The 20326-nt window shown below is 67.8% G+C and carries 16 protein-coding genes; 9 read left to right on the top strand and 7 right to left on the bottom strand.

Translation table 11 applies throughout. The annotated features are described in order from the left end of the window. Positions 1-968 (top strand): 2-oxoglutarate dehydrogenase, E2 component, dihydrolipoamide succinyltransferase (gene sucB / locus RIV12_RS10840; protein ID WP_309323805.1); only part of this gene is annotated, 968 nt, incomplete at its 5' end. Between the two features lie 142 nt (positions 969-1110). Here the strand turns inward: sucB and RIV12_RS10845 are convergent. From RIV12_RS10845 to RIV12_RS10855, 3 genes are all read right to left on the bottom strand, one after another. Then, positions 1111-2085, bottom strand: a complete 975-nt coding sequence (locus RIV12_RS10845) for a Clp protease N-terminal domain-containing protein (protein ID WP_075417863.1) — start codon at positions 2083-2085, stop codon at positions 1111-1113. Between the two features lie 2 nt (positions 2086-2087). Then, positions 2088-2330 (bottom strand): hypothetical protein, encoded by a 243-nt coding sequence (locus RIV12_RS10850; protein WP_075417862.1) that lies wholly within the window; start codon positions 2328-2330, stop codon positions 2088-2090. 71 nt (positions 2331-2401) lie between these two features. Continuing rightward, positions 2402-3085, bottom strand: a complete 684-nt coding sequence (locus RIV12_RS10855; protein ID WP_309323808.1) for a TetR/AcrR family transcriptional regulator — start codon at positions 3083-3085, stop codon at positions 2402-2404. Positions 3086-3170: 85 nt separating this feature from the next. On the opposite strand from RIV12_RS10855, the gene RIV12_RS10860 reads away from it, so the two are divergent. Beyond that, complete coding sequence (locus RIV12_RS10860; RefSeq protein WP_309323810.1) at positions 3171-5438, top strand: FAD-dependent oxidoreductase; 2268 nt, start codon at positions 3171-3173, stop codon at positions 5436-5438. Between the two features lie 74 nt (positions 5439-5512). Here RIV12_RS10860 and RIV12_RS10865 read toward each other — a convergent pair whose 3' ends face one another. After that, a complete protein-coding gene (locus RIV12_RS10865; protein ID WP_309323812.1) occupies positions 5513-7225 on the bottom strand; it encodes a protein kinase domain-containing protein in 1713 nt (570 codons plus the stop codon). Positions 7226-7327: 102 nt separating this feature from the next. Here RIV12_RS10865 and lipB point away from each other — a divergent pair, with 102 nt between their 5' ends. The 7 genes from lipB (at position 7328) to RIV12_RS10900 (ending at position 14434) form a co-directional block, all read left to right on the top strand. Continuing rightward, positions 7328-8029 carry a lipoyl(octanoyl) transferase LipB gene (gene lipB, locus RIV12_RS10870; RefSeq protein ID WP_309323814.1) on the top strand — a complete coding sequence of 234 codons (702 nt, stop codon included), beginning with the start codon at positions 7328-7330 and terminating at the stop codon, positions 8027-8029. A 91-nt stretch (positions 8030-8120) separates the two neighbouring features. Continuing rightward, the gene (locus RIV12_RS10875) at positions 8121-9152 is read left to right on the top strand and encodes a lipoyl synthase (protein ID WP_309323816.1); all 1032 of its coding nucleotides are present in this window, start codon (positions 8121-8123) and stop codon (positions 9150-9152) included. A gap of 106 nt (positions 9153-9258) precedes the next feature. Continuing rightward, positions 9259-9978, top strand: coding sequence for a DUF4191 domain-containing protein (locus RIV12_RS10880; protein WP_309323818.1), 720 nt, complete (start codon positions 9259-9261; stop codon positions 9976-9978). Between the two features lie 189 nt (positions 9979-10167). Continuing rightward, entirely contained in the window at positions 10168-11592 is a 1425-nt protein-coding gene (gene glnA, locus RIV12_RS10885; RefSeq protein ID WP_075417856.1) for a type I glutamate--ammonia ligase, read from the top strand. Positions 11593-11747: 155 nt separating this feature from the next. Further along, positions 11748-12668: an ABC transporter substrate-binding protein gene (locus tag RIV12_RS10890; RefSeq protein WP_075417855.1), complete on the top strand. Its 921-nt coding sequence runs from the start codon at positions 11748-11750 to the stop codon at positions 12666-12668. Positions 12669-12671: 3 nt separating this feature from the next. Beyond that, complete coding sequence (locus RIV12_RS10895; RefSeq protein WP_309323820.1) at positions 12672-13637, top strand: amino acid ABC transporter permease; 966 nt, start codon at positions 12672-12674, stop codon at positions 13635-13637. Continuing rightward, positions 13634-14434 (top strand): amino acid ABC transporter ATP-binding protein, encoded by an 801-nt coding sequence (locus tag RIV12_RS10900; RefSeq protein ID WP_309323822.1) that lies wholly within the window; start codon positions 13634-13636, stop codon positions 14432-14434. The genes RIV12_RS10895 and RIV12_RS10900 overlap by 4 nt, the downstream gene beginning before the upstream one ends. A gap of 10 nt (positions 14435-14444) precedes the next feature. Here the strand turns inward: RIV12_RS10900 and RIV12_RS10905 are convergent, their stop codons facing one another. From RIV12_RS10905 to glnA (RIV12_RS10915), 3 genes are all read right to left on the bottom strand, one after another. After that, entirely contained in the window at positions 14445-15098 is a 654-nt protein-coding gene (locus tag RIV12_RS10905) for a histidine phosphatase family protein (RefSeq protein ID WP_309323824.1), read from the bottom strand. Between the two features lie 117 nt (positions 15099-15215). Continuing rightward, a complete protein-coding gene (locus RIV12_RS10910) occupies positions 15216-18821 on the bottom strand; it encodes a bifunctional [glutamine synthetase] adenylyltransferase/[glutamine synthetase]-adenylyl-L-tyrosine phosphorylase (RefSeq protein WP_309323826.1) in 3606 nt (1201 codons plus the stop codon). An 18-nt stretch (positions 18822-18839) separates the two neighbouring features. Then, on the bottom strand, positions 18840-20171 hold the full coding sequence (gene glnA / locus RIV12_RS10915; protein ID WP_075417850.1) for a type I glutamate--ammonia ligase: 1332 nt from the start codon (positions 20169-20171) through the stop codon (positions 18840-18842). Between the last annotated feature and the right edge of the window lie 155 nt (positions 20172-20326).

Consider the following 20326-nt stretch of genomic DNA (forward strand, 5'->3'; position numbering starts at 1 on the left):
CACCGGTGAGTTCTGGAGCCACGGGCTCCTACGTCACGCCGATCGTGCGCAAGCTCGCCAAGGACAAGGGCGTGGACCTGTCCACCGTCACCGGCACGGGCGTGGGCGGCCGCATCCGCAAGCAGGACGTGGAGGCAGCCGCCAAGGCCGCTGAGGAGGCTCGCGCTGCCGCATCCGCCGCTGCTCCAGCCGCTGAGGCGCCGGCACCTGCCGCTAAGCCGGCCTCGGCCAAGCCCGAGGTGGACACGACCCTGCGTGGCCGCACGGAGAAGATGAGCCGCCTGCGTCAGGTCATCGCCGATCGCATGATCGACTCCCTGCAGACCTCCGCCCAGCTGACCACTGTTGTCGAGGTGGACGTGACTCGCGTGGCCGCGCTGCGGGCCCGCGCGAAGAACGACTTCCTGGCCAAGAACGGCACCAAGCTGACCTTCCTGCCCTTCTTCGTCCAGGCGGCCACGGAGGCTCTCAAGGCCCACCCGAAGATCAACGCCTCCATCGAGGGCAAGAACGTCACCTACCACGACGTCGAGCACGTTGGCATCGCGGTGGACACGCCGCGCGGCCTGCTCGTGCCCGTGGTCAAGAATGCCGGGGATCTCAACATCCCCGGGCTGGCCAAGCGCATCAATGACCTGGCCGCCCGCACCCGGGACAACAAGGTCAACCCCGATGAGCTCAGCGGCTCGACCTTCACGATCACCAACACCGGCAGCGGCGGTGCTCTGTTCGACACCCCGATCATCAACCAGCCGGAGGTGGCGATCCTTGGCCTGGGCGCCATCCAGCGCCAGCCCCGCGTCATCAAGGACGCCGATGGCGGCGAGGTCATCGCCATCCGCTCGGTGTGCTACCTGGCCCTGTCCTACGACCACCGACTGGTGGACGGCGCGGACGCGGCCCGCTACCTCATGACGGTCAAGAAGCGCCTCGAGGAAGGCGACTTCGGCGGCGAGCTGGGTCTGTGAGCCTGCCCTCGGCAAGCTAGGCCGTCAACGGGGCCCCGCACCATCACGGTGCGGGGCCCCGTTCGTTGTACCCGGTCTATCGGTTCCCGATGATCGGGCGCATGACAACCACCTCGGTCCGTTCCCGGGTTCGCGGCTCGGCTCAGGAGTCCTCTGCCCCAGCCCGTGCGATACCGGCGAGCGTGTTGTCCAGCCCCAGACGAGTTCCTCGCCAGAAGAACGGGTACAGCAGCGCTCCCAGCCGCCCCCATGTGCGATGCGCCAGAACCAAACGGACACGAGTGCCGCCCGGCGCCTTGATCAGGTGAAGGTCACGAACGAATGCCACCTCACCATCGCGAGGCCCTGAGACGACGGTGCACGACCAGGTAACCCTTGCGGCCACGGATGTTTCCAGCCGCCACCTCAGGAAGCCGGTTCGGCGGCGCCCCTCCACCCTCTGCACGGCCCCGTCGGAGAGAACCTCAACGAGCTGCTGTCGGGGCAGAACCCACCACGTGAGCCGGTTCGGGTCACAGAGCAGGGTGGCCAGACGGGCTACCGGAGCTGAGATGAAGCGTTCCTGACTCAGCTCCCGATCCAGGCCGTACCCACGGTACTCATCAGTCATCCGGTAGCGTCCCAGAGCTGGTTCCTGATCGGCCACCATCTCAGTGAGCTCAGTACGCAGGCGGTCGACATCGACACCGCAGCGAGTAAGGAGCCTGACAGCAGGGGGCTGGAGCGGAGCGGCGGACGAGGAGATGAGGGCTTGCAGAGCCTGTGTGCTGGTGCTTAACGAAGTCCCCTTACTGTCAATGAGCTCGGCAGCAGCGTCCGAGAGAGGGATCTCCTCTCCTGCCCTCACGGCCAGCTCTTCAGTGGCGATCGGCACAGGTCTGAGAGTGTCGAAAAGGTTGATGCCCACGCGCGCAAGGTCCGTATCAGTCATTTCGTCGACGGCGGCGCGCGCTCGCGCGAGAGTCACGCCCTGAGCCGCCAGGACGGCTGCAGCCGTCCCGCCTTGTGCGAGAAGACCGAGGAGCATGTGCTCCGGCTCGACCTCCCGGTGACGAAGGCGCGCGGCCTCCGTGCGCATGGCTTCGAGCCAGGTCAGGTAGTGGGCAACAGCAGGCATCGTCATCTCCTCCGGGTCGGGGCCAAACCGGGCTGAACTCGCTTGGCGTACTTCTTGTGGACCGCCTGACGAGACACTCCAAGACAGGAGGCCATCTCGCTCCACCCCATGCCCGCGCGCAGAGCGGCCTCGACCTGCGCAAGCTCAAGGCTGTCCGTCAGTCGTCGCAGAGCCGCCACGGCTCGTAGCCCATCCTCGGGGCGAGTGGTGTCAGCAGCTTCGGTGGCTGCAGTGAGCGCATCCATACAAGCAACATAGGTTGACAGAACTATATTGTCAACTTTTGTTGCTATTCACCTCCGACAACGACATTCAGTCAGGAGACCGAACACCCTTCCGCTTCCGCCACACACCCACCACTATGCCGATTCCCGCACCCGCAGCCCCCGTCAACCACGGGCACCTCGACCAGGCCGACGACACCTCGAGCGAAGTCGATGCGCTCCTCCATCGAGCCGAACTCGCCCACCAACGGCCCGTCGAGCAGTAACGAGGCCAGGCCGTGCACGCCGGACCAGATCAGGACCTCAACCTCGAGCTGAGCACCATCGCCCATCATGGCCCTCGCCAGACGGGCCAGCTCATGACGCGCACGCTCACCGGCCTGCACCACCTCCGGAAAGCGCTCGGGATCGCAGACATCGGGCCGGAACATCACCCGGAACACCCCGGGGTGACGTAGCGCGAACTCGACGTAAGCGTTTCCCGAGGCCACCAGGATCGCATGCAGATCCGCGTTCCCAAGCCCCTCGTGCGCCGCAGCGAGCATGTCGGCGAGCTCATCGAAGCCCTCACACACCAAAGCCGCCAGGATGGCCTCACGGTTGGCGAAGTAGTGGTAAGGAGCCTGGTGCGTACAGCCGGCACGACGTGCGACCTCCCGCATGCTCAGTGCACTGGGGCCAGATTCATCGAGGAGCTGCCTGCTGGTTTGCAGCAACTCGGAGCGCAGGTCCCGGCCGCCGCGGCGCCCTGAGGCGCCTGTCGGTTCAGAGGTCATGGCAGAAGTCTAGAACCGCACTACTAGACAGTGTCCAGTTCACTGCTATGCTGACTTGACACTGTCTAGTATGTGAGGGGTAAGGATGTCCTACGACGTCATCGTGATCGGTTCGGGTATCGGAGGCCTGACGACTGCCGGACTGCTGGCGCGCGCCGCCGGTAAACGAGTCCTCGTCCTTGAGCGACATACAGAACCGGGCGGCCTGACTCACACCTTCCGGCGCGATGGCGCTTCCTGGGACGTGGGGGTGTACTACATCGGGCAGGTCGGCCCCGGAAGCCAGGGCCGTGCCTACTTCGACTATCTCTCCGGCGGAGAGCTGGAGTGGAACCGCATGCCCGACGCCTATGACAGGTTCGTCTACCCGGGAGTGGACCTGCGCGTTAGCAGTGATCCGGTTCGGTACGAGCATGACTTGGTTGCCGCCTTCCCTCAGGAGGCCAGAGCAATCCGCCGTTACTTCCAGGATGTTCGCCGGGTGACACGGTGGCTGACACTGGGCTTCGTCCAGGGGATGATCCCCCGAGCCGCGGCCTCGCTGCTCAGAGCGGCTCAGCGTCTGGGAGGACGACGAGCCACCGGGACGACGAAGGCGTATCTGGATGCCCACTTCCGCTCCCCCGAGCTCAAGGCCGTCCTGGCCAGCCAGTGGGGGGACTACGGGCTGCCGCCGTCCCGATCAGCCTTTGCCGTGCATGCGCTGATCGTCTCCCACTACCTCCAGGGCGCTTGGTTTCCCCGCGGTGGCAGCGCTCGGATCGCCCGCACTATCGAGAAGGGTATCGAGCAGGCCGGAGGCGCCGTCCGCGTCGCTCAGGAGGCGACGGAGATCCTTACCGAGAACGGGGCGGCCGTCGGGGTCCGAGTCATGGACCACCGCGGCGCGCAGGTACGGGAACGCATCTACCGTGCCCCTGTCATTGTCTCCGCCATCGGCGCCTCCAACACCTTCAACCGCCTGCTGCCCACATTCGGTGAGATCGGGCGGCGCACCGAGTCAGCACGCCGCACCCTGGAGCATCTGGGCACTGGCACATCAGCGGTCAGTGTGTTCCTGCGACTGCGTGATGACCCACGCAGTATTGGCATCGATGGCGGCAACATCTGGGTCAACCGGGATCTCGATCACGAGGGCTCACAGAGGAGCAACGATTCGCTGCTCGAGGGTCATCCTCACGACGTCTTCGTCTCCTTCCCCTCCTTGAAGTCCGGCGAGTCCCCGCACACCGCCGAACTCATCTCCTTCTGTGACGTGAAAGCCTTCCAGCAGTGGGCCGAGCACCCCAGAGGACACCGTGGCCCCGAGTACTCAGCCCTGAAGGAGCGTATCGCCCGCGGCATGCTGGAGCTGGCTGAGAGCGCGGCTCCGGGGTTGACCGGACTCGTGGACTACGCGGAGACCTCCACGCCTCTGACCTACGAGCACTACACCGCCCACCCTGCTGGCGCCTTCTACGGACCTCCTGCCACTCCGCTGAGGTACCGGTCCCGGCCTCTGGGACCTCGCACAGCAGTTCCCGGCCTGTTCCTCTCCGGCCAGGATGCCGGCAGCACCGGCATCATGGGCGCCATGATGGGCGGGGTGGCGGCCGCGTGCCAGGTCCTCGGGCCGCGTGGGTATTCCACCATCGTCTCCGCCCTGCGCACGGCTCCCGCACCGTCCGTCTCTCGCGGAGGACACGCGCTGCCCGAGGGCAAGCACCGTGCCACCCTGGTCTCCAAGCGTCGTCTGACTCCCAGCGTGTGGGAGGCGGTGCTGCAGCTGGACGGCAGGATCGGCCCGTGGACGCCAGGACAGTTCGCCCGCCTGCACGTGGGTGATGACGCATGGCGCGACTACTCGATCGCGGGACTGGAGGAGGATCGTCTTCGTCTGCTCATCTCCACCCGGACAGGCGGCCGAGGCTCCCAGTTCATCGAGAACGTGGACACGGGTGCACGTACGGTGGTGGAGCTGCCCCTGGGCGGATTCGGGCTCGCCGACTCGGGTAGGCGCCGCCTGTTCATCGCCACCGGCACGGGAATCGCCCCCATGCTGGCCATGTTCGCTCAGGCTCCTGGTCTGGAGCACGACACGCTGCTCTTCGGGTGCCGTCACCGGGAGGAGGACCTGACCACCAGGATCAGTTCTCCGATGCCGGGGACTGTGGTGCGCTGTCTGAGTCGCGAGGAGGTGCCGGACGCATTCCACGGACGAGTCACCCAGGCCGTCACCGCACTCGCTCACGATCTCCAACTCGACCCCGACGGCACGGACGTCTACCTGTGCGGCTCGGCGGCAATGGTGGCGGACACACGGCACGTGCTCGAGCACGAGGGCTACACGTCAATCCTGACCGAGCCCTACTGAGCGCCACGCGGGCCGTCCCCACCCCGAGTCCGCACCGATCATCGACCACGCCTGGCGGGCGGCGCACCTGGGGGTCACTCCACGGTTCGAATGTCGGCGACGCGCCACGGCGCCGGGACGACAATAAGCACGACCTGCCGGGGCTGGAGGGCCGGAACCGTCCGCGTTCCCTCAGGTCCCGAACGCGTTGAGGCACTTTGAGACAGCATCACCTGCAGCGCTCTGGCACTGGGCCACTGTGCTGCCGCGTCGTCAGGCAGCGTCACCTCAGCGACCTGGCTGATGGAGGTGTGCAGCTCCCCGACGCCTTCACCGGAGTCCAGCAGCTCGGTGAGAACCCGGGTGTCGGCTTCGGCCGCGGGCGACCCCGGTACCGTCGTGGCCGCCAGCGCTGTCGCATCGCCGGCCATGAGGGCCCGGTCTCGAGCCGCGGACAGTCCGACGACGACACTCGCCATGTCCGAGCCACCGTTCCCGCCAGGACCCGGTGTCGACGCCGTTGCGGCCGGACTTCCGGCGGCGACGGGAGATGGGCTTCCCGCGGGGAGGGCGGAGGCCACCGGTCGCGCCGGGCTCGATGGGCTCGTGGCCGCACCGAGCGCCCATGCGGGCCTGTACGACACCAGTGCCTTGGCAGGCCCCCAGGCAGCCAGGCAGACGGCCGCCAGCAGTGCCGCCGCAAGCCCCCAGGCGCGGGAACGTCTGCGCCCCGCTCCTCCTCTTCTCCCCCACCGTATGGCCGCAGGGCCTCGCCCGGTGCGGCCGGTGCCGCCACGGTCCTTTCGGGGCTCGCGCTTCGTCATCGGCCGGGTGCCCGCCCTGGCCTGAGGTCTGAGCCTGGAGCCGACCGTGCGAGTCGGAGTGCGGGCCGCTGCTCGCAGAGAGCCTGCAGCGAGGCGGGCGCCGTCGGGCAGCTCGATGGGTGAGGCGTTCCCCAGCTGAGGCGCTCGGGCGGTCAGGTCCCGGGCCGTGGGACGGTCGACGGGGTCCTCGGCCAGAGCGTCGGTCAGGAGCCCCGCCAGACGCCGGTGGGCGGCACCTCCCTGCCCCGAGCACTCGGTCAGCAGACGAGCAAGGGCGTAGACGTCGCAGGCCGCGGACGCCGGAGCACCGGCAAGACGCTCCGGCGCGGCATACTCCTGCGTGCCCGTCTCCATGACGGAGCCCAGCAGGTCGACGAGAACCGGTTGCCCCTCCGTGGTCACCAGGACGTTGCCGGTCGATACGTCACCGTGGGCCGCACCGTGCTCATGCAGGTAGGCCAGCGCCGAGCCCAGAACGTCCAGGAGCGTGGCCAGGTAGGAGGCGCTCAACCTTCCCCGTGCCCCCAGAACCACGTCGAGTCCCGCCCCTTCGACGAGGTCCATGATGACGCCCGCACGGTGCTCGGGCAGCGAGACCACCTCCCGGATGGTCACCAGACCGGGGTGGCGCAGGACGCGCAGATCGGCCAGGCGCCGCAGGACGGCCGCACCTGCGCGTCCATGGGGCAGGTCGACGACCCGGATGACCACATGATGGCCCTGCGCATCCAGACCGCGACGAGGCGCGCTGGGGGCCGTGGAGCGTCCCATGACCTCGCCGATGGTGTAGCCCTGCTGCGACAGGGCACTGAGCGCCGAGTCGGGAATGCTCGGCTCGGCGTCGGATGTCGGGAGCGAGGGAGGGCGAGCAGCGCCGGCACGACGGGGCCGACGTCGAGGCACGGGACGGCGCCGGGGCCGCGCACGGTTGGAGGCGCCGTCTCGAGGGCGGTCGGCAGGGCGGGGGCACGTCGTCGGGCTCATGCATTCCATGGTCATCACGGCGCTGCGGGATGACCAGCCCATTCGACCGGCCTGTGGATAACTCGAACTCCGGTTCCGGTTGTGGTCACGTAGACTGCGCCCGTGCTGCGCGAGGACATGGAGCTCGGTTCCCGGCTCATCCCCTTCCATGAGGGCTGGCAGCGGCAGCGGGATCTCCATGCCGAGGTCGTGGAGGGACGGCGTCCCTCCACGCTCCTGCTCGTGGAGCACGAGCCGGTCTACACCGTCGGCAGGCGGACCCACTCCTGGGAGCGGCCCAGTGCCGACGTCGTCGAGCCGGGGCGCGTACCAGTGGTCGACGTGGACCGGGGCGGCAAGACCACCTGGCACGGGCCGGGCCAGCTGACCGTCTACCCGATCCTGCGCCTAGCCCAGCCGATTGACGTCATCCGTTACGTGCGGGCGTTGGAAGCCGCCGTGATCGAGCTGTGCGGCCTCTACGGCCTGGAGACGATCCGCGTCGAGGAGCGCTCCGGGGTCTGGCTGCCGGCCGATCCTGAGACCGCGGGCGGAGCCGACCGGCCCCCGCGTCCCGAGCGCAAGATCTGCGCTCTGGGGGTGAGAGTCGCCCGCGGTGTGACGATGCACGGAATCGGCCTGAATGTCGATCCAGATCTAGAGGCCTTCTCCCTGGATCGCATCATTCCCTGCGGAATCGACGACGCCGGCGTGACCTCGTTGAGCGCGGAGACCGGCCATCACCTGTCGACCAGCGCTCCCGCGAACGCACTGGCCTCTGCCCTGGAGAATCATCTGATCCCCTTGGTGGCGGACACCACGTGACAACAGGAGTCACTCCTAGGTCGGAGGTCCTATAAGCCTCGGGAGAGTACTAGACTCCCTGTGGAAACGTCGTCGGCGAGGAGAGGTAGACGTGAGCACCACCGTGGCCCCTGAGGGACGCAAGCTCCTGCGGGTCGAGGCGCGCAACGCCCAGACACCCATCGAGTCCAAGCCCGACTGGCTGCGCACCCGCGCCGTCGTCTCCGACACCTACCAGGCGGTCCGCGGCCTGGTGAGGGAGAAGAGTCTGCACACGGTGTGCGCCGAGGCGAACTGCCCCAACATCTACGAGTGCTGGAACGACCGTGAGGCCACCTTCCTGGTGGGCGGAGAGATGTGCACCCGGCGCTGCGACTTCTGCGACATCGCCACCGGCCGCCCCACCGAGTACGACGTCGATGAGCCCAGGCGCGTGGCGGTCTCGATCAAGGAGATGGAGCTGCGCTACGCCACCGTCACCGGGGTGGCCCGTGACGACCGTCCCGACGGCGGCGCCTGGCTCTATGCCGAGACCGCCCGCCAGGTGCACGAGCTCTCGCCGGGCACCGGGGTCGAGCTGCTCATCCCCGATTTCCGGAGCAACCCGGAGGCCCTGGAGGACGTCTTCTCCTCGCGCCCCGAGGTTCTCGGCCACAACCTGGAGACGGTCCCACGCATCTTCAAGCGGATCCGACCGGCCTTCTCCTACCAGGGCAGTCTCGACGTCATCACGGCCGCCGCGGAAGCGGGTCTGGTCACCAAGTCCAACCTCATCCTGGGCATGGGCGAGACCCGCGACGAGATCGAGGCGGCCATGGCCGCCCTGGTGGAGGCGCGCTGCGACATCCTCACCATCACGCAGTACTTGCGCCCCTCCAAGCTTCACCACCCTGTTGACCGCTGGGTCAAGCCCCAGGAGTTCGTCGACCTGAGCCGTCTGGCCGAGGAGATCGGATTCGCCGCCGTGATGAGCGGGCCCATGGTGCGGTCCTCCTACCGTGCCGGGATGCTGTGGGGACGGGCCATGGTCAAGCGCGGCCGCCCCATCCCTGAGCACCTGTCGCAGCTCGCCGAGCCCGCCACCGCCCGCCAGGAGGCGTCGGCCCTGCTGGGAGCCCATCCCCACCTCGTCGCCGCCTGCTGAAGACGGATCGCCACTCCCACGTAGCCGGATTATCGATGCGTTCCACCCAGGCACGCTGACGGCGAGACCGTGTGTGCCGGCCAGCGACGTCGTCTATTGTGTGCCCGTGAGTAGTGCCCAGTCCCCCCAGCCGAAGAAGAAGCGCCGGCTGGCTCAGTACCTTCAGAACATCAAGGACTCCTACACGATCTCGCGGCGCAGCTATCCGTGGATCGGGTGGGCGATGCTGGCGGCGACCGTCGTCTGCGTCGCCGTGGGCCTGGCAATATCGTTCGCCAGCGGAATGTCCCTGTGGTACTGGCTGTTCCTGGGCATCCTCATGGCGCTCATGGTTGACATGATCATCCTGTCTGTCACCGTGCGTCGCGCCTCCTACTCCCAGATCGAGGGAATGCCGGGAGCGGCGAAGGCCGTTCTGGACCAGATCGGCCGGGGCTGGTACGTCGAGTCCGAGCCCGTGGCCTTCACCAAGGATCAGGACCTCGTGTGGCGGCTGGTGGGACGCCCCGGGGTCGTTCTCATCGCCGAGGGACCGAGCACCCGCACCCGGCGCATGCTGGCCGAGGAGGAGCGCAAGGTCCATCGGCTGCTGTCAACCGTTCCCATCCACACCCTTCAGGTGGGCACTGACGCCGGACAGGTGCGTCTGACCGACTTGTCCAAGACGCTGCGCCGGCTTCCGACCAAGCCCACGTCGCTGACCGACAGCGAGATCACGCAGGTCTCCAAGCGCCTGACGTCGATGGCGGGCAAGAACCTGCCGATTCCCAAGCACATTGACCCGAATCGGATCCGTCCCGACCGCCGTGCGATGCGCGGCCGCTGAAACGCCTCCCGGGTCACCTCCACCTTCCATCACTCAGCGCCTGCCGCCTCAAGGGGCCGGAGAATAACGGGCGAAACACTCAGGCAACACTGGCGCCATTCCTTTGTCACGGCAGCGTCAATATAGTTGCCGATGTCAGCCGCAGTGCATACGTGTGGAGTATGTGCGCCGTTCCCACTTGGAGGAGATATGTTCAAGGACGCATCCGAGGCACTGACGTTCATCGAGAAGGAGAATGTCGCGCTGGTCGATGTGCGGTTCTGCGACCTACCCGGCGTCATGCAGCACTTCACTATTCCTGTGGCCGCTTTCAAGGACGAGGCACTGACCGACGGCCTCATGTTTGACGGCTCATCAATCCGAGGTTTCACCGCGATCCACGAGTCGGACATGAAGCTGGTTCCCGATGTGACCACAGCCTTCCTGGACCCGTTCCGTGAGGAGAAGACCCTGGTCGTCAACTTCTCGATCGTCGATCCCTTCACGGATGAGGTCTACTCGCGCGACCCTCGCTCGATCGCCGCCAAGGCGGAGGACTACCTGCGCTCCACCGGAATCGCCGACACCTGCTATATCGGAGCGGAGGCCGAGTTCTACCTCTTCGACTCGGTGCGCTACGAGTCCTCACCGGCCGAGTCCTTCTACGCCATCGACTCCTCCGAGGCGGCCTGGAACACCGGTCGTGAGGAGGAGGGCGGCAACAAGGGTTATAAGACCGCTTTCAAGGGCGGCTACTTCCCCGTCTCACCCAACGATCAGATGGCTGATATCCGCGATCGCATGGTCCGCACATGCCTCACCTCCGGCCTGGAGATCGAACGGGCGCATCACGAGGTCGGCACTGCCGGACAGCAGGAGATCAACTACCGCTTCAGCTCTCTGCTCGCGGCGGGTGATGACATGATGAAGTTCAAGTACATCATCAAGAACGAGGCCTGGCGCAACGGCAAGACGGCCACATTCATGCCCAAGCCGATCTTCGGTGACAACGGCTCCGGCATGCACACCCACCACTCACTGTGGAAGGACGGCAAACCGCTGTTCTTCGACGAGCGGGGCTACGGCCAGCTCTCGGACCTCGCTCGTTGGTACATCGGCGGGATCCTGGCTCACGCCCCGGCGCTGCTGGCCTTCACCAACCCGTCGGTGAACTCCTTCCACCGCCTGGTCCCCGGCTTCGAGGCCCCGGTCAACCTGGTCTACTCGGCCCGTAACCGCTCGGCCTGCATCCGCATCCCGGTCACAGGCTCCTCCCCCAAGGCCAAGCGGGTGGAGTACCGCGTACCGGATCCGTCCTCCAATCCCTACCTGTGCTTCGCCGCCGTACTCATGGCGGGTATCGACGGCATCCGCAACCGCATCGAGCCCCGTGAGCCCATCGACAAGGACCTCTACGAGCTCGCTCCCGAGGAGTACTTCGACATCGACAAGCTCCCCGACAGTCTGGACCAGGCCCTGGAGGCCCTGGAGGATGACCACGACTTCCTCACCGAGGGGGACGTCTTCACCCCTGATCTCATCGAGACCTGGATCGAGTACAAGCGCACCAACGAGATCGAGCCGCTGCGGCTGCGCCCCCACCCCTACGAGTTCCAGCTCTACTACGACCTGTGAGTTGTTGACTCAGCTCAGACGGCGGCCCTGAGCCTCCTACGCACGAGGCTCAGGGCCGCCGTCGTGCTGTACGCCACCCTCCCTACTTGCATATCTATACTGCATTGCGGATATTCTTTCTTTGTCTTGATCCACTCCGAAGAGGAGATCCCACAATGAGGATCCGCCAACACGCCGCCCTCGGGCTGGCAGCCACAGCCTGCCTGGTCCTCAGCGGATGCACCAACGCCGCTGACTGGAACGCGGACCGGAGCTCGCAGATCCACTCCTACGACACCTCCTCGATCCAGGCGCAGCCCGACATCATCGCCAAGCTCCCCCAAGGCGCTCTCGAGGACGGCGTCCTCAACGTGGCGGCGTCCACGGACTACGCACCGGCGGAGTTCCTCGATCCCTCGGGCAAGGCCGTCGGCTACGACGTCGACCTGACCAACGCGATCGCCGCCGTCCTGGGCGTCAAGGGCACGGTGCACACCGCCGAGTTCGACTCCATCATCGCCTCGATCGGCTCGAAGTACGACGCGGGCATCTCCTCCTTCACCGTCACTCCCGAGCGGATCGCGGAGGTCAATATGACCGCCTACATCAATGTGGGTTCCCGATTCAACGTCCAAGCAGGCAACCCCAAGGGCGTTGAGACCTCCGACCACCTCAAGCTGTGCGGACGGACCGTCGGCGTCCAGGTGGGAACCGCCCAGGAGACCACCATGCGCAGCGCCGCCGAGAAATGCGCCAAGGAGGGCAAGGCGGTGCTGTCCGTACGTTCCTACTCCAAGCAGTCCGAGGCCACCACCGGCCTGGTGGGCGGCACCATCGACGCCACCTACTCCGACTCCACCGTGGCCGGATACGCCGTCGAGCTGACCGACGGCCAGGTCGTCACCCTGGGCGAGGTGGAGGACGCCGCCCCCCAGGGTGTGGTGACCTCCAAGGCCGATCCGCAGTTCACCGCCGCGATCCAGGCCGCCATCCAGTACCTCATGGACCAGGGCATCTGGCAGAAGATCCTGGACAACTGGGGCGTGAAGGACGCCGCCTTGACCACCGCAGAACTCAATCCCGCAGTGAAGGAGTGAGCCGTGACCGCCTCACCCGCCTCTGAGGACGACAAGGTCGTCCTCAACAACCCCAAGCCCGTCCCCCGCCCGGGGACGTGGATCAGTGCCGCGATCGTCTCGATCCTGGGGGCAATGCTCATCCACGGGCTGGTCACCAATGAGAAGTTCCACTGGTCCACGGTCTGGTTCTTCCTGCGTGAGGTCCACGTGGTCAAGGCCGTCGGCTGGACACTGCTGCTGACCTTCATGGCCATGGCCATCGGCATCGTGCTTGCGGTCACCACGGCGATCCTGCGCCAGTCCTCCAACCCGGTCCTGCGCTGGGTGGCGCTGGCCTACCTGTGGTTCTTCCGCGGCACCCCGATCTACACCCAGCTCGTGTTCTGGGGGGCGCTGTCCGCGCTCTACCAGAAGCTGAGTCTGGGAATCCCCTTCGGCCCCGAGCTGCTGACCTTCAAGACGACGACCGTCTTCACCCCCTTCGTCGCGGCGGTCCTGGGACTGGGCATCAACGAGGGCGCCTATCTCTCCGAAATCGTCCGTTCGGGCCTGAACTCGGTGGACAAGGGCCAGAGCGAGGCCGCCGGGGCCCTGGGCATGAGTAAGAGCCAGATCCTGCGCAGGATCGTCCTGCCGCAGGCGATGAGGGTCATCGTCCCGCCCACCGGCAACGAGACGATCTCCATGCTCAAGACGACCTCCTTGGTGCTGGCAGTCCCCTTCACCCTGGATCTGACCTTCGTCACCAACTCCTACGCGTCGCTGACCTACCAGATCATTCCGCTGCTCCTCGTCGCGGCCATCTGGTACATCATCATCACCTCGATCCTCATGGTGGGGCAGCACTACATCGAGCGCTACTACGGCAAGGGCTTCGATCCTGACAAGTCCTCCGCCTCCCCCGGCCGGGGCCTGTCCGCCCGCCAGCAGGCCATCCTCGATGCGCACACCACCAAGGACAATCCCTTCCTGGAGGTCACCCCATGAGCACATCCACCCACGCCGCGGCGGGGACGCCCAAGGTCGAGATCAGCGACCTGCACAAGTTCTTCGGCGAGCTGCACGTGCTGCGGGGTATCGACCTCATCGTCCCGCCCGGCTCGGTCACGGTCCTCATCGGCCCATCCGGCTCGGGGAAATCGACGCTGCTGCGCTGCATCAACGAGCTGGAGTCCATCGACGCCGGCCGGGTCAAGGTCGACGGCGAGCTCATCGGTATGCGTGAGGTCGAGCGCGGTGGTCGCACCGAGCTGCACGCCCTGTCGGACAGGGCCCGTGCCGCTCAGCGCGCCAAGATCGGCATGGTCTTCCAGCGTTTCAACCTCTTCCCCCACATGACGGCTCTGGAGAACGTCATGGAGGCACCGATCCTGGTCAAGAAGACTCCGAAGGCCAAGGCCCGCGAACGCGGCATCGAGCTGCTGGAGCGGGTGGGACTGGGTGACCGGCTCGACCACTACCCCTCCCAGCTCTCCGGCGGTCAGCAGCAGCGGGTGGCGATCGCCCGCGCCCTGGCGATGGACCCCGAGCTCATGCTCTTCGACGAGCCGACTTCGGCCCTGGACCCCGAGCTGGTCGGTGAGGTGCTTCAGGTGATGAAGGATCTCGCCGCCTCCGGGATGACAATGGTCGTGGTCACCCACGAGATGGGCTTCGCCAGGGAGGTCGGCGACCAGCTGATCTTCATGGACGGCGGTGTCATCTGCGAGTCCGGTGACCCCGTCAAGGTCCTGGACGATCCCCAGGCCGAACGTACCCGGGCCTTCCTCTCCTCGGTGCTCTAAGGCGGGCCGGTCAGGAGGCGGCCCGGTCCCAAGCGCCGTCATCCCAGGAGATCAGGCTCCACCCGGCACCGGGATCGCCGTCGACGATGGTGATCCCGGTGTTGTGCATGGGGCGGTCGGCAACCCACAGCGGGTCCACACCGCCTCCGGCCGCGGCCTTCAGAGAGGTCCACAGGCGCAGCGCGGTGCCGTGGGAGACGAGCAGGGCCGCCGAGTCCCCCGCCTGGGCGGTCTGCTCGTAGATGCGGCCGACGGCGTCGTCGAAGCGCTGAAGCGTGTCGTGTCCATCCTCCGGGGATCCGGGGATGCGGCAGGCGGAGCGCCCCGCCATCCATGCCCGGGTGGTGTCCACGTAGCAGGCCACCGAGCGCGCATCGGTGTTCATCTCCAGGTCGGCGGCGAGGACCTCACGCAGTCCTGAGTCGACGGTGGCGCTCAGGCCGGTGGCGGTCTCGATGGGGGCGATGGTCTGCCTGGCGCGCAGGATCGGGGAGACCCACAGTGAGCCCAGTCCCCGAAGCAGGCCGGCCTTCTCCAGGCGGGCCGGCAGCCCGTCGGCCTGTCCCAGCCCCACGTCATCCAGGGGATTTCCGGGGAAGGCGGTGTCGAGTGCCTGCATGACATTGGCCGCGGTGCGACCGTGGCGTACGAGAATGAGCCTCACGGCGCCAAGTCTGCCAGGTTCGCGGGGCGGCGGTCCTCGACGACGGTGCGATCCTCATCGCCCGGCAGCGTCCGCCTGGTATCCGGCTGGTGTCCAGCTGGTACTGACTCTGCCTGGTCAGCTCCAGGGGTAGGGTCCCTCCGGTCGCCTTCTGGTGGCGCGGCTGCGGTTTGCCCGCCTGGAGCTCTTGGAGCCTGCCGCTCCTGCACCCCGACGGGGCTGCGCGCGAGCGTTCCGGGCCCGGCCTGTTGAGTGGGGCGGCGGTGAGTCCCCGCTGTGCTGCTGAGCCTGCGACATAGTGGTCGGCGGCGTTGATGCGGAGGAGCCGTGGGCGGCGGTATCGGTGAAGACGATGCGTTCGGCCACCACGCGCGCGTGGCGGGCGCTGCGACGGTAAAGGTCCTCGAGCTCTCTCTCCCTGCCCGCGCCCAGGCCGATGAGACGCCCCACCAGACGGATCTCCCGGATCTGGGTAGGAAGGACCTGGGAGCGCGGCCCCGAGGCGCGCCCGGTTCCCAGGACGATCGCCGAGCGCAGCCGGCTGGCCAGGATCCAGGCCGCCACCAGCTCTCCCCCGCCGTCCGCGCTCAGTACTCCGGCCTGGACCGCAGCCTGGAGCGCGCCGACGGTCGAGGTGGTCCGCAGCTCGGGTATCCGACCGGCGTGAGCGAGCTGAAGTACCTGGGCACTCCATTCCACGTCACTGAGCCCTCCGGGGCCGAGCTTGAGGTGTCGGGCAGGGTTGATGCCCCGGGGCAGGCGCTCGGCCTCCACCCGTGCCTTGATCCTGCGGATCTCCCGCAGGTCCTGGGGCTGCAGTCCGTCCTGCGCCCAGCGCAGGGGGTTGATGAGCTCCTCGAACCGCCGGCCCAGGTCCCGGTCTCCGGCGCAGGAACGGGCGCGCAGCAGCGCCTGACGCTCCCACAGGGCGGACCATCGGCCGTAGTACTCGCGGTAGGCGTCCAGCGAGCGGCTCATGACGCCGTTGCGGCCCTCGGGCCGCAGATCGCAGTCCACTTCGAGGGGGTGTGGGAGCGCCGAGGCCAGAAGCCCCATGACCTGCTTGGCGACGGCCTCGGCCTCCTGGGCGGCGGCCTCCTCACCCACCCCGTCACAGGCCTCGTGGACGAAGAGGACATCCGCGTCGGAGGCGTACCCGATCTCGCGGCCTCCCAGGCGTCCCATGGCGACGATGGCGTGGCGGGCAAGAGCGGCCTGCCAGCACCCGTCGGCGTCGGGTCCCGAGGAAACGGCCTCCAGCCCGTCGCGCTGCGCGATGACCAGCCCGGTGGCCACGGTCAGAGCCCCGTCCAGGACCGCGTCAGTGGCGTCGGAGAGGATGGAGGCGGTGCGTTCGGGGTCGATGCAGTCCAGGCAGTCCGCCAGTGAGGCGCGTACCTCCTCACGGGCTCGCACTCTCAGGATCGCCTGGGTCGCCTCGAGCGCCTGCTCGGCAAGGGCCGCGTCATCGGGGCCGGTGAGGCTGCGACGGCGCAGGACGGCGGCGACCTCCTCCGCCAGGGCGACGGATCGGCGGGGCTCGAGCTCACCGTCGTCGTCGAGCCAGGCGATGGACTCGGGGAACTCCGCCAGGCGCTCGGTGGCCCAGTGGGCGCTGGAGAGGACCTGGCACAGTCTGCGGGCCGCCACGGGCGAGTCCCGCAGCATGGCCAGGTACCAGTGCGACCCTCCGATGGCCTCGGACAACCGTCGGAAGGACAGCAGGCCGAAATCGGGGTCGGCTCCTTCACCGATCCAGCCGATGATGACCGGCAGCAGCTGGCGCTGGATCGCGGCGCGGCGGCTGACCCCTTCGGTGAGTGCCTGGATGTGGCGCAGTGCCCCGTCGGGGTCCGTGTAGCCGACGGCGGCGAGGCGCTCACGCGCAGCCTGTGGGCTCAGGGCCATCTCATCGGCGCTGAGGGCGGCTGCGAAGCCCAGTAGGGGACGGTAGTAGATCTCCTGATGGAGGGACCGCACTCGCCGGCGCAGGTCCTTGAAGCCCTCCCACAGGCTGTCGCCCCGGCCCAGGCAGTCGCTGATGCCCCGCTCGATGCGGCGCAGGTTCTCCTCCTTCTCAGGAAGGTTGTGGGTACGGCGCAGGCGGAAGAGCTGGCTGCGATGCTCCAGCAGCCGCAGGGCCTTGTAGCAGCCGCTCAAGGCCGCGGCATCGGTTCGGCTGACGTAGCCTCCTGCGCTGAGAGCGTCGAGAGCCTCCAGGGTGCCGCGCACGCGCAGGCTCTCATCGGAGCGGCCGTGGACGAGCTGGAGGAGCTGGACGGTGAACTCGACGTCTCGTAGGCCACCGGGTCCCAGCTTGATACGCCGGTCCTCTCCGCCGCGCGGCACTGACTCCTTCTCCACCCGGCGCCGCATGGCACGGGCGTCCTCAACGAAGTTCTCCCGTCGGCTGGCCTCCCACACGTAGGGCGCCACGCCCTGCTCGTAGAGGGTGCCGAGCTCCGCGTCCCCGGCGCAGGCCCTGGCCTTGAGCAGGGCCTGGAACTCCCAGGAGGCGGCCCATCGGCGGTAGTAGGCCAGGTGGGAGTCGAGAGTGCGCACGAGTGCACCGTCCTTGCCCTCAGGACGCAGCGCCGTGTCCAGCGGCCACAGGGGCGGCTCGGGCGCGGTGGCGGAGACGACGTGGGCGAGCTCTGTGGCCAGGTGGGTACCGACGTCCACGAGGTGCTCCTCGCTGATCGGTTCTTGAGCGTCCTGGGGCTCGTGGGCGGGGCCGACGACGTAGACGACGTCGACGTCCGAGATGTAGTTGAGCTCGCGGGCCCCGGTCTTGCCCATGGCGATCACGGCGAGAGCCACCTCATCCGCCTGCGGCCCGACGGCGGCGCGGGCGACGAGCAGAGCCGCGTCCAGGGCGGCGTCGGCGAGCTCGGCCATGCGACGGCAGACAGTGGGCACGTGCTCGATCGGGTCGGCGCTGGTGAGGTCATCGGCGACGATCGCCGTGAGCCGGTCCCGGTAGACGCGCCGCAGCACCGCGGTCGCCCGGCTGACTGCCGGGCCCGCTCCTGCGGGGTGAGGGGTTGTCTCATCACTGTCTGACGGGTCTGCCTCCGCAAGGTCGGCCTGCCCCAGCACGTCCAGGACGGCTCGTTGCAGCGTCTCACCGACGCCGGGCTCCTCCGGGGAGCCCCACGCCCTGAGCGGCGCGAGCGCCGTGAGACGCTCGGGATGGGTCACGAGGAAGTCGCCCAGGGCCTGCGAGGCGCCCAGGACCGCGAGCAGACGGTGCCTGTGCTCACGCGGCTCTGCGGCCGGATCACTCAGGATGCTGCGCAGGAGTGCCGCCGGTGTCGTCGTGCACCCGGGCTCGATACCGCCTTCCGATACCAGGTGGCCCGACTCGGATGCGGTGGCGGCCTCGGCGAGTCGGACGAGGCTGAGCAGGGCCATGTCAGGATCCGCGGTGAGCGCCAGGGAGTCGATGAGGTCCTCGCGAGCCGGCCCGAGCCGCACGTCGGCGGGTCGGCCGCCTGGACGCCTGGAGCGATCCGCTGAGACACGTCCGCCGGGATCTCCCGCCTCGCCGACGTCGTCGGCCTGGGCATCCGCCGGGAGGAAGGGCAGCAGCGCCGGGTCGCCCAGGAGCGTTCCGGCGCGGGCGGGGTCCTGGAATCCGGCCCGCAGCAGCAGGGTCCTGGGCGAGGAGCTGTGCCGGGAGGGGGACCCGATCGGCGGTCGCTTCTCGCTGCGGTCTCTCACAGCTGTCTCCTGCTCCGCTCAGGCGCGCGGGAAGAACTGGCTGATCTCGAAATCGGTGACCTGGGCGTCGTAGGCCCGGTACTCGCGGCGCTTGTTGCGCAGGAAGAACTCGAAGGTGTCCTCACCGAAGGTGTCTGCCACCAGGTCGGAGCCCTCCATGGCGGCAACCGCGCTCTTGAGTGAGGTGGGCAGGGCGTGGATGCCCAGGGCCCTGCGCTCCATCTCTGACAGGGCCCAGACGTCGTCCTCGGCCTCCGGAGGAAGCTCGTAGCCCTCCTCGATGCCCTTGAGGCCCGCAGCCAGGATGACCGCGTAGGCCAGGTAGGGGTTGGCCGAGGAGTCGATGCCGCGGAACTCCACCCGCGCCGACTGGGCCTTGCCGGGCTTGTGCATGGGGACGCGCACGAGGGCGGAGCGGTTGTTGTGGCCCCAGCACACGTAGCTGGGGGCCTCGTCCCCTCCCCACAGGCGCTTGTAGGAGTTGACGTGCTGGTTGGTGACCGCCGTGATCTCCGAGGCGTGGTGCAGCAGCCCGGCGATGAAGGAGCGACCGGTGGCGGAGAGCTGGTACTGGCCGGAGGGGTCGAAGAAGGCGTTGCGGTCGCCCTCGAACAGGGAGAAGTGCGTGTGCATGCCCGAGCCGAACTGGTCGGGGAAGGGCTTGGGCATGAAGGTCGCCAGGCAGCCCTCCTCCAGTGCGACCTCCTCAACGACGGCGCGGAAGGTCATGATGTTGTCCGCCATGGACAGGGCGTCGGCGAAGCGCAGGTCGATCTCGTTCTGACCGGGGCCGCCCTCGTGGTGGGAGAACTGCACCGAGATCCCCATCTGCTCGAGCATGAGGATGGCGTGGCGGCGGAAGTCGTGGGCGGTCCCCCCGGGTACGTGGTCGAAGTAACCGGCGTCATCAGTGGGGCGGATACGCCCGTCGGCGTCGCGCTTGACCAGGTAGAACTCGATCTCCGGGTGGATGTAGCAGGTGAAGCCGGCCTCGGCGACCCGGGCGAGCTGGCGCTCGAGCACGGAGCGCGGGTCGGTGCGGGCGGGCTCGCCGTCGGGCGTGAGGACATCGCAGAACATGCGGGCCACACCGTTGTCCCCGTCCCGCCACGGCAGCATCTGGAAGGTGGAGGGGTCAGGAGCCAGGAGCATGTCGGACTCAAAGACGCGGGTCAGGCCCTCGATCGCCGATCCGTCGAAGCCGATGCCCTCCTCGAAGGCACTCTCGACCTCGGCAGGTGCGATGGCCACGGACTTGAGCTGTCCGGAGACGTCAGTGAACCACAGGCGGATGAAGCTGATGTCACGTTCCTCGATGGCTCGGAGCACGTACTCCTGCTGCTTGTCCAATGGGGCCTCCTCAGCATGGTGGTGCGGTAGCCGGCCGACGACGTGGCCGGCGGTCTTGTGCCTGAGACGTTCTACTGGGACCAGCCTAGTGCGCGGGTGCGTCAGGCAGGTTTCGGAGAACCTCCTCGCGAGGGACGTCGGCGGGCAGTCCGGCG

Source organism: Actinomyces stomatis (assembly GCF_031292835.1).
In the GTDB taxonomy this organism is placed as follows: Bacteria; Actinomycetota; Actinomycetes; order Actinomycetales; family Actinomycetaceae; genus Actinomyces; species Actinomyces stomatis.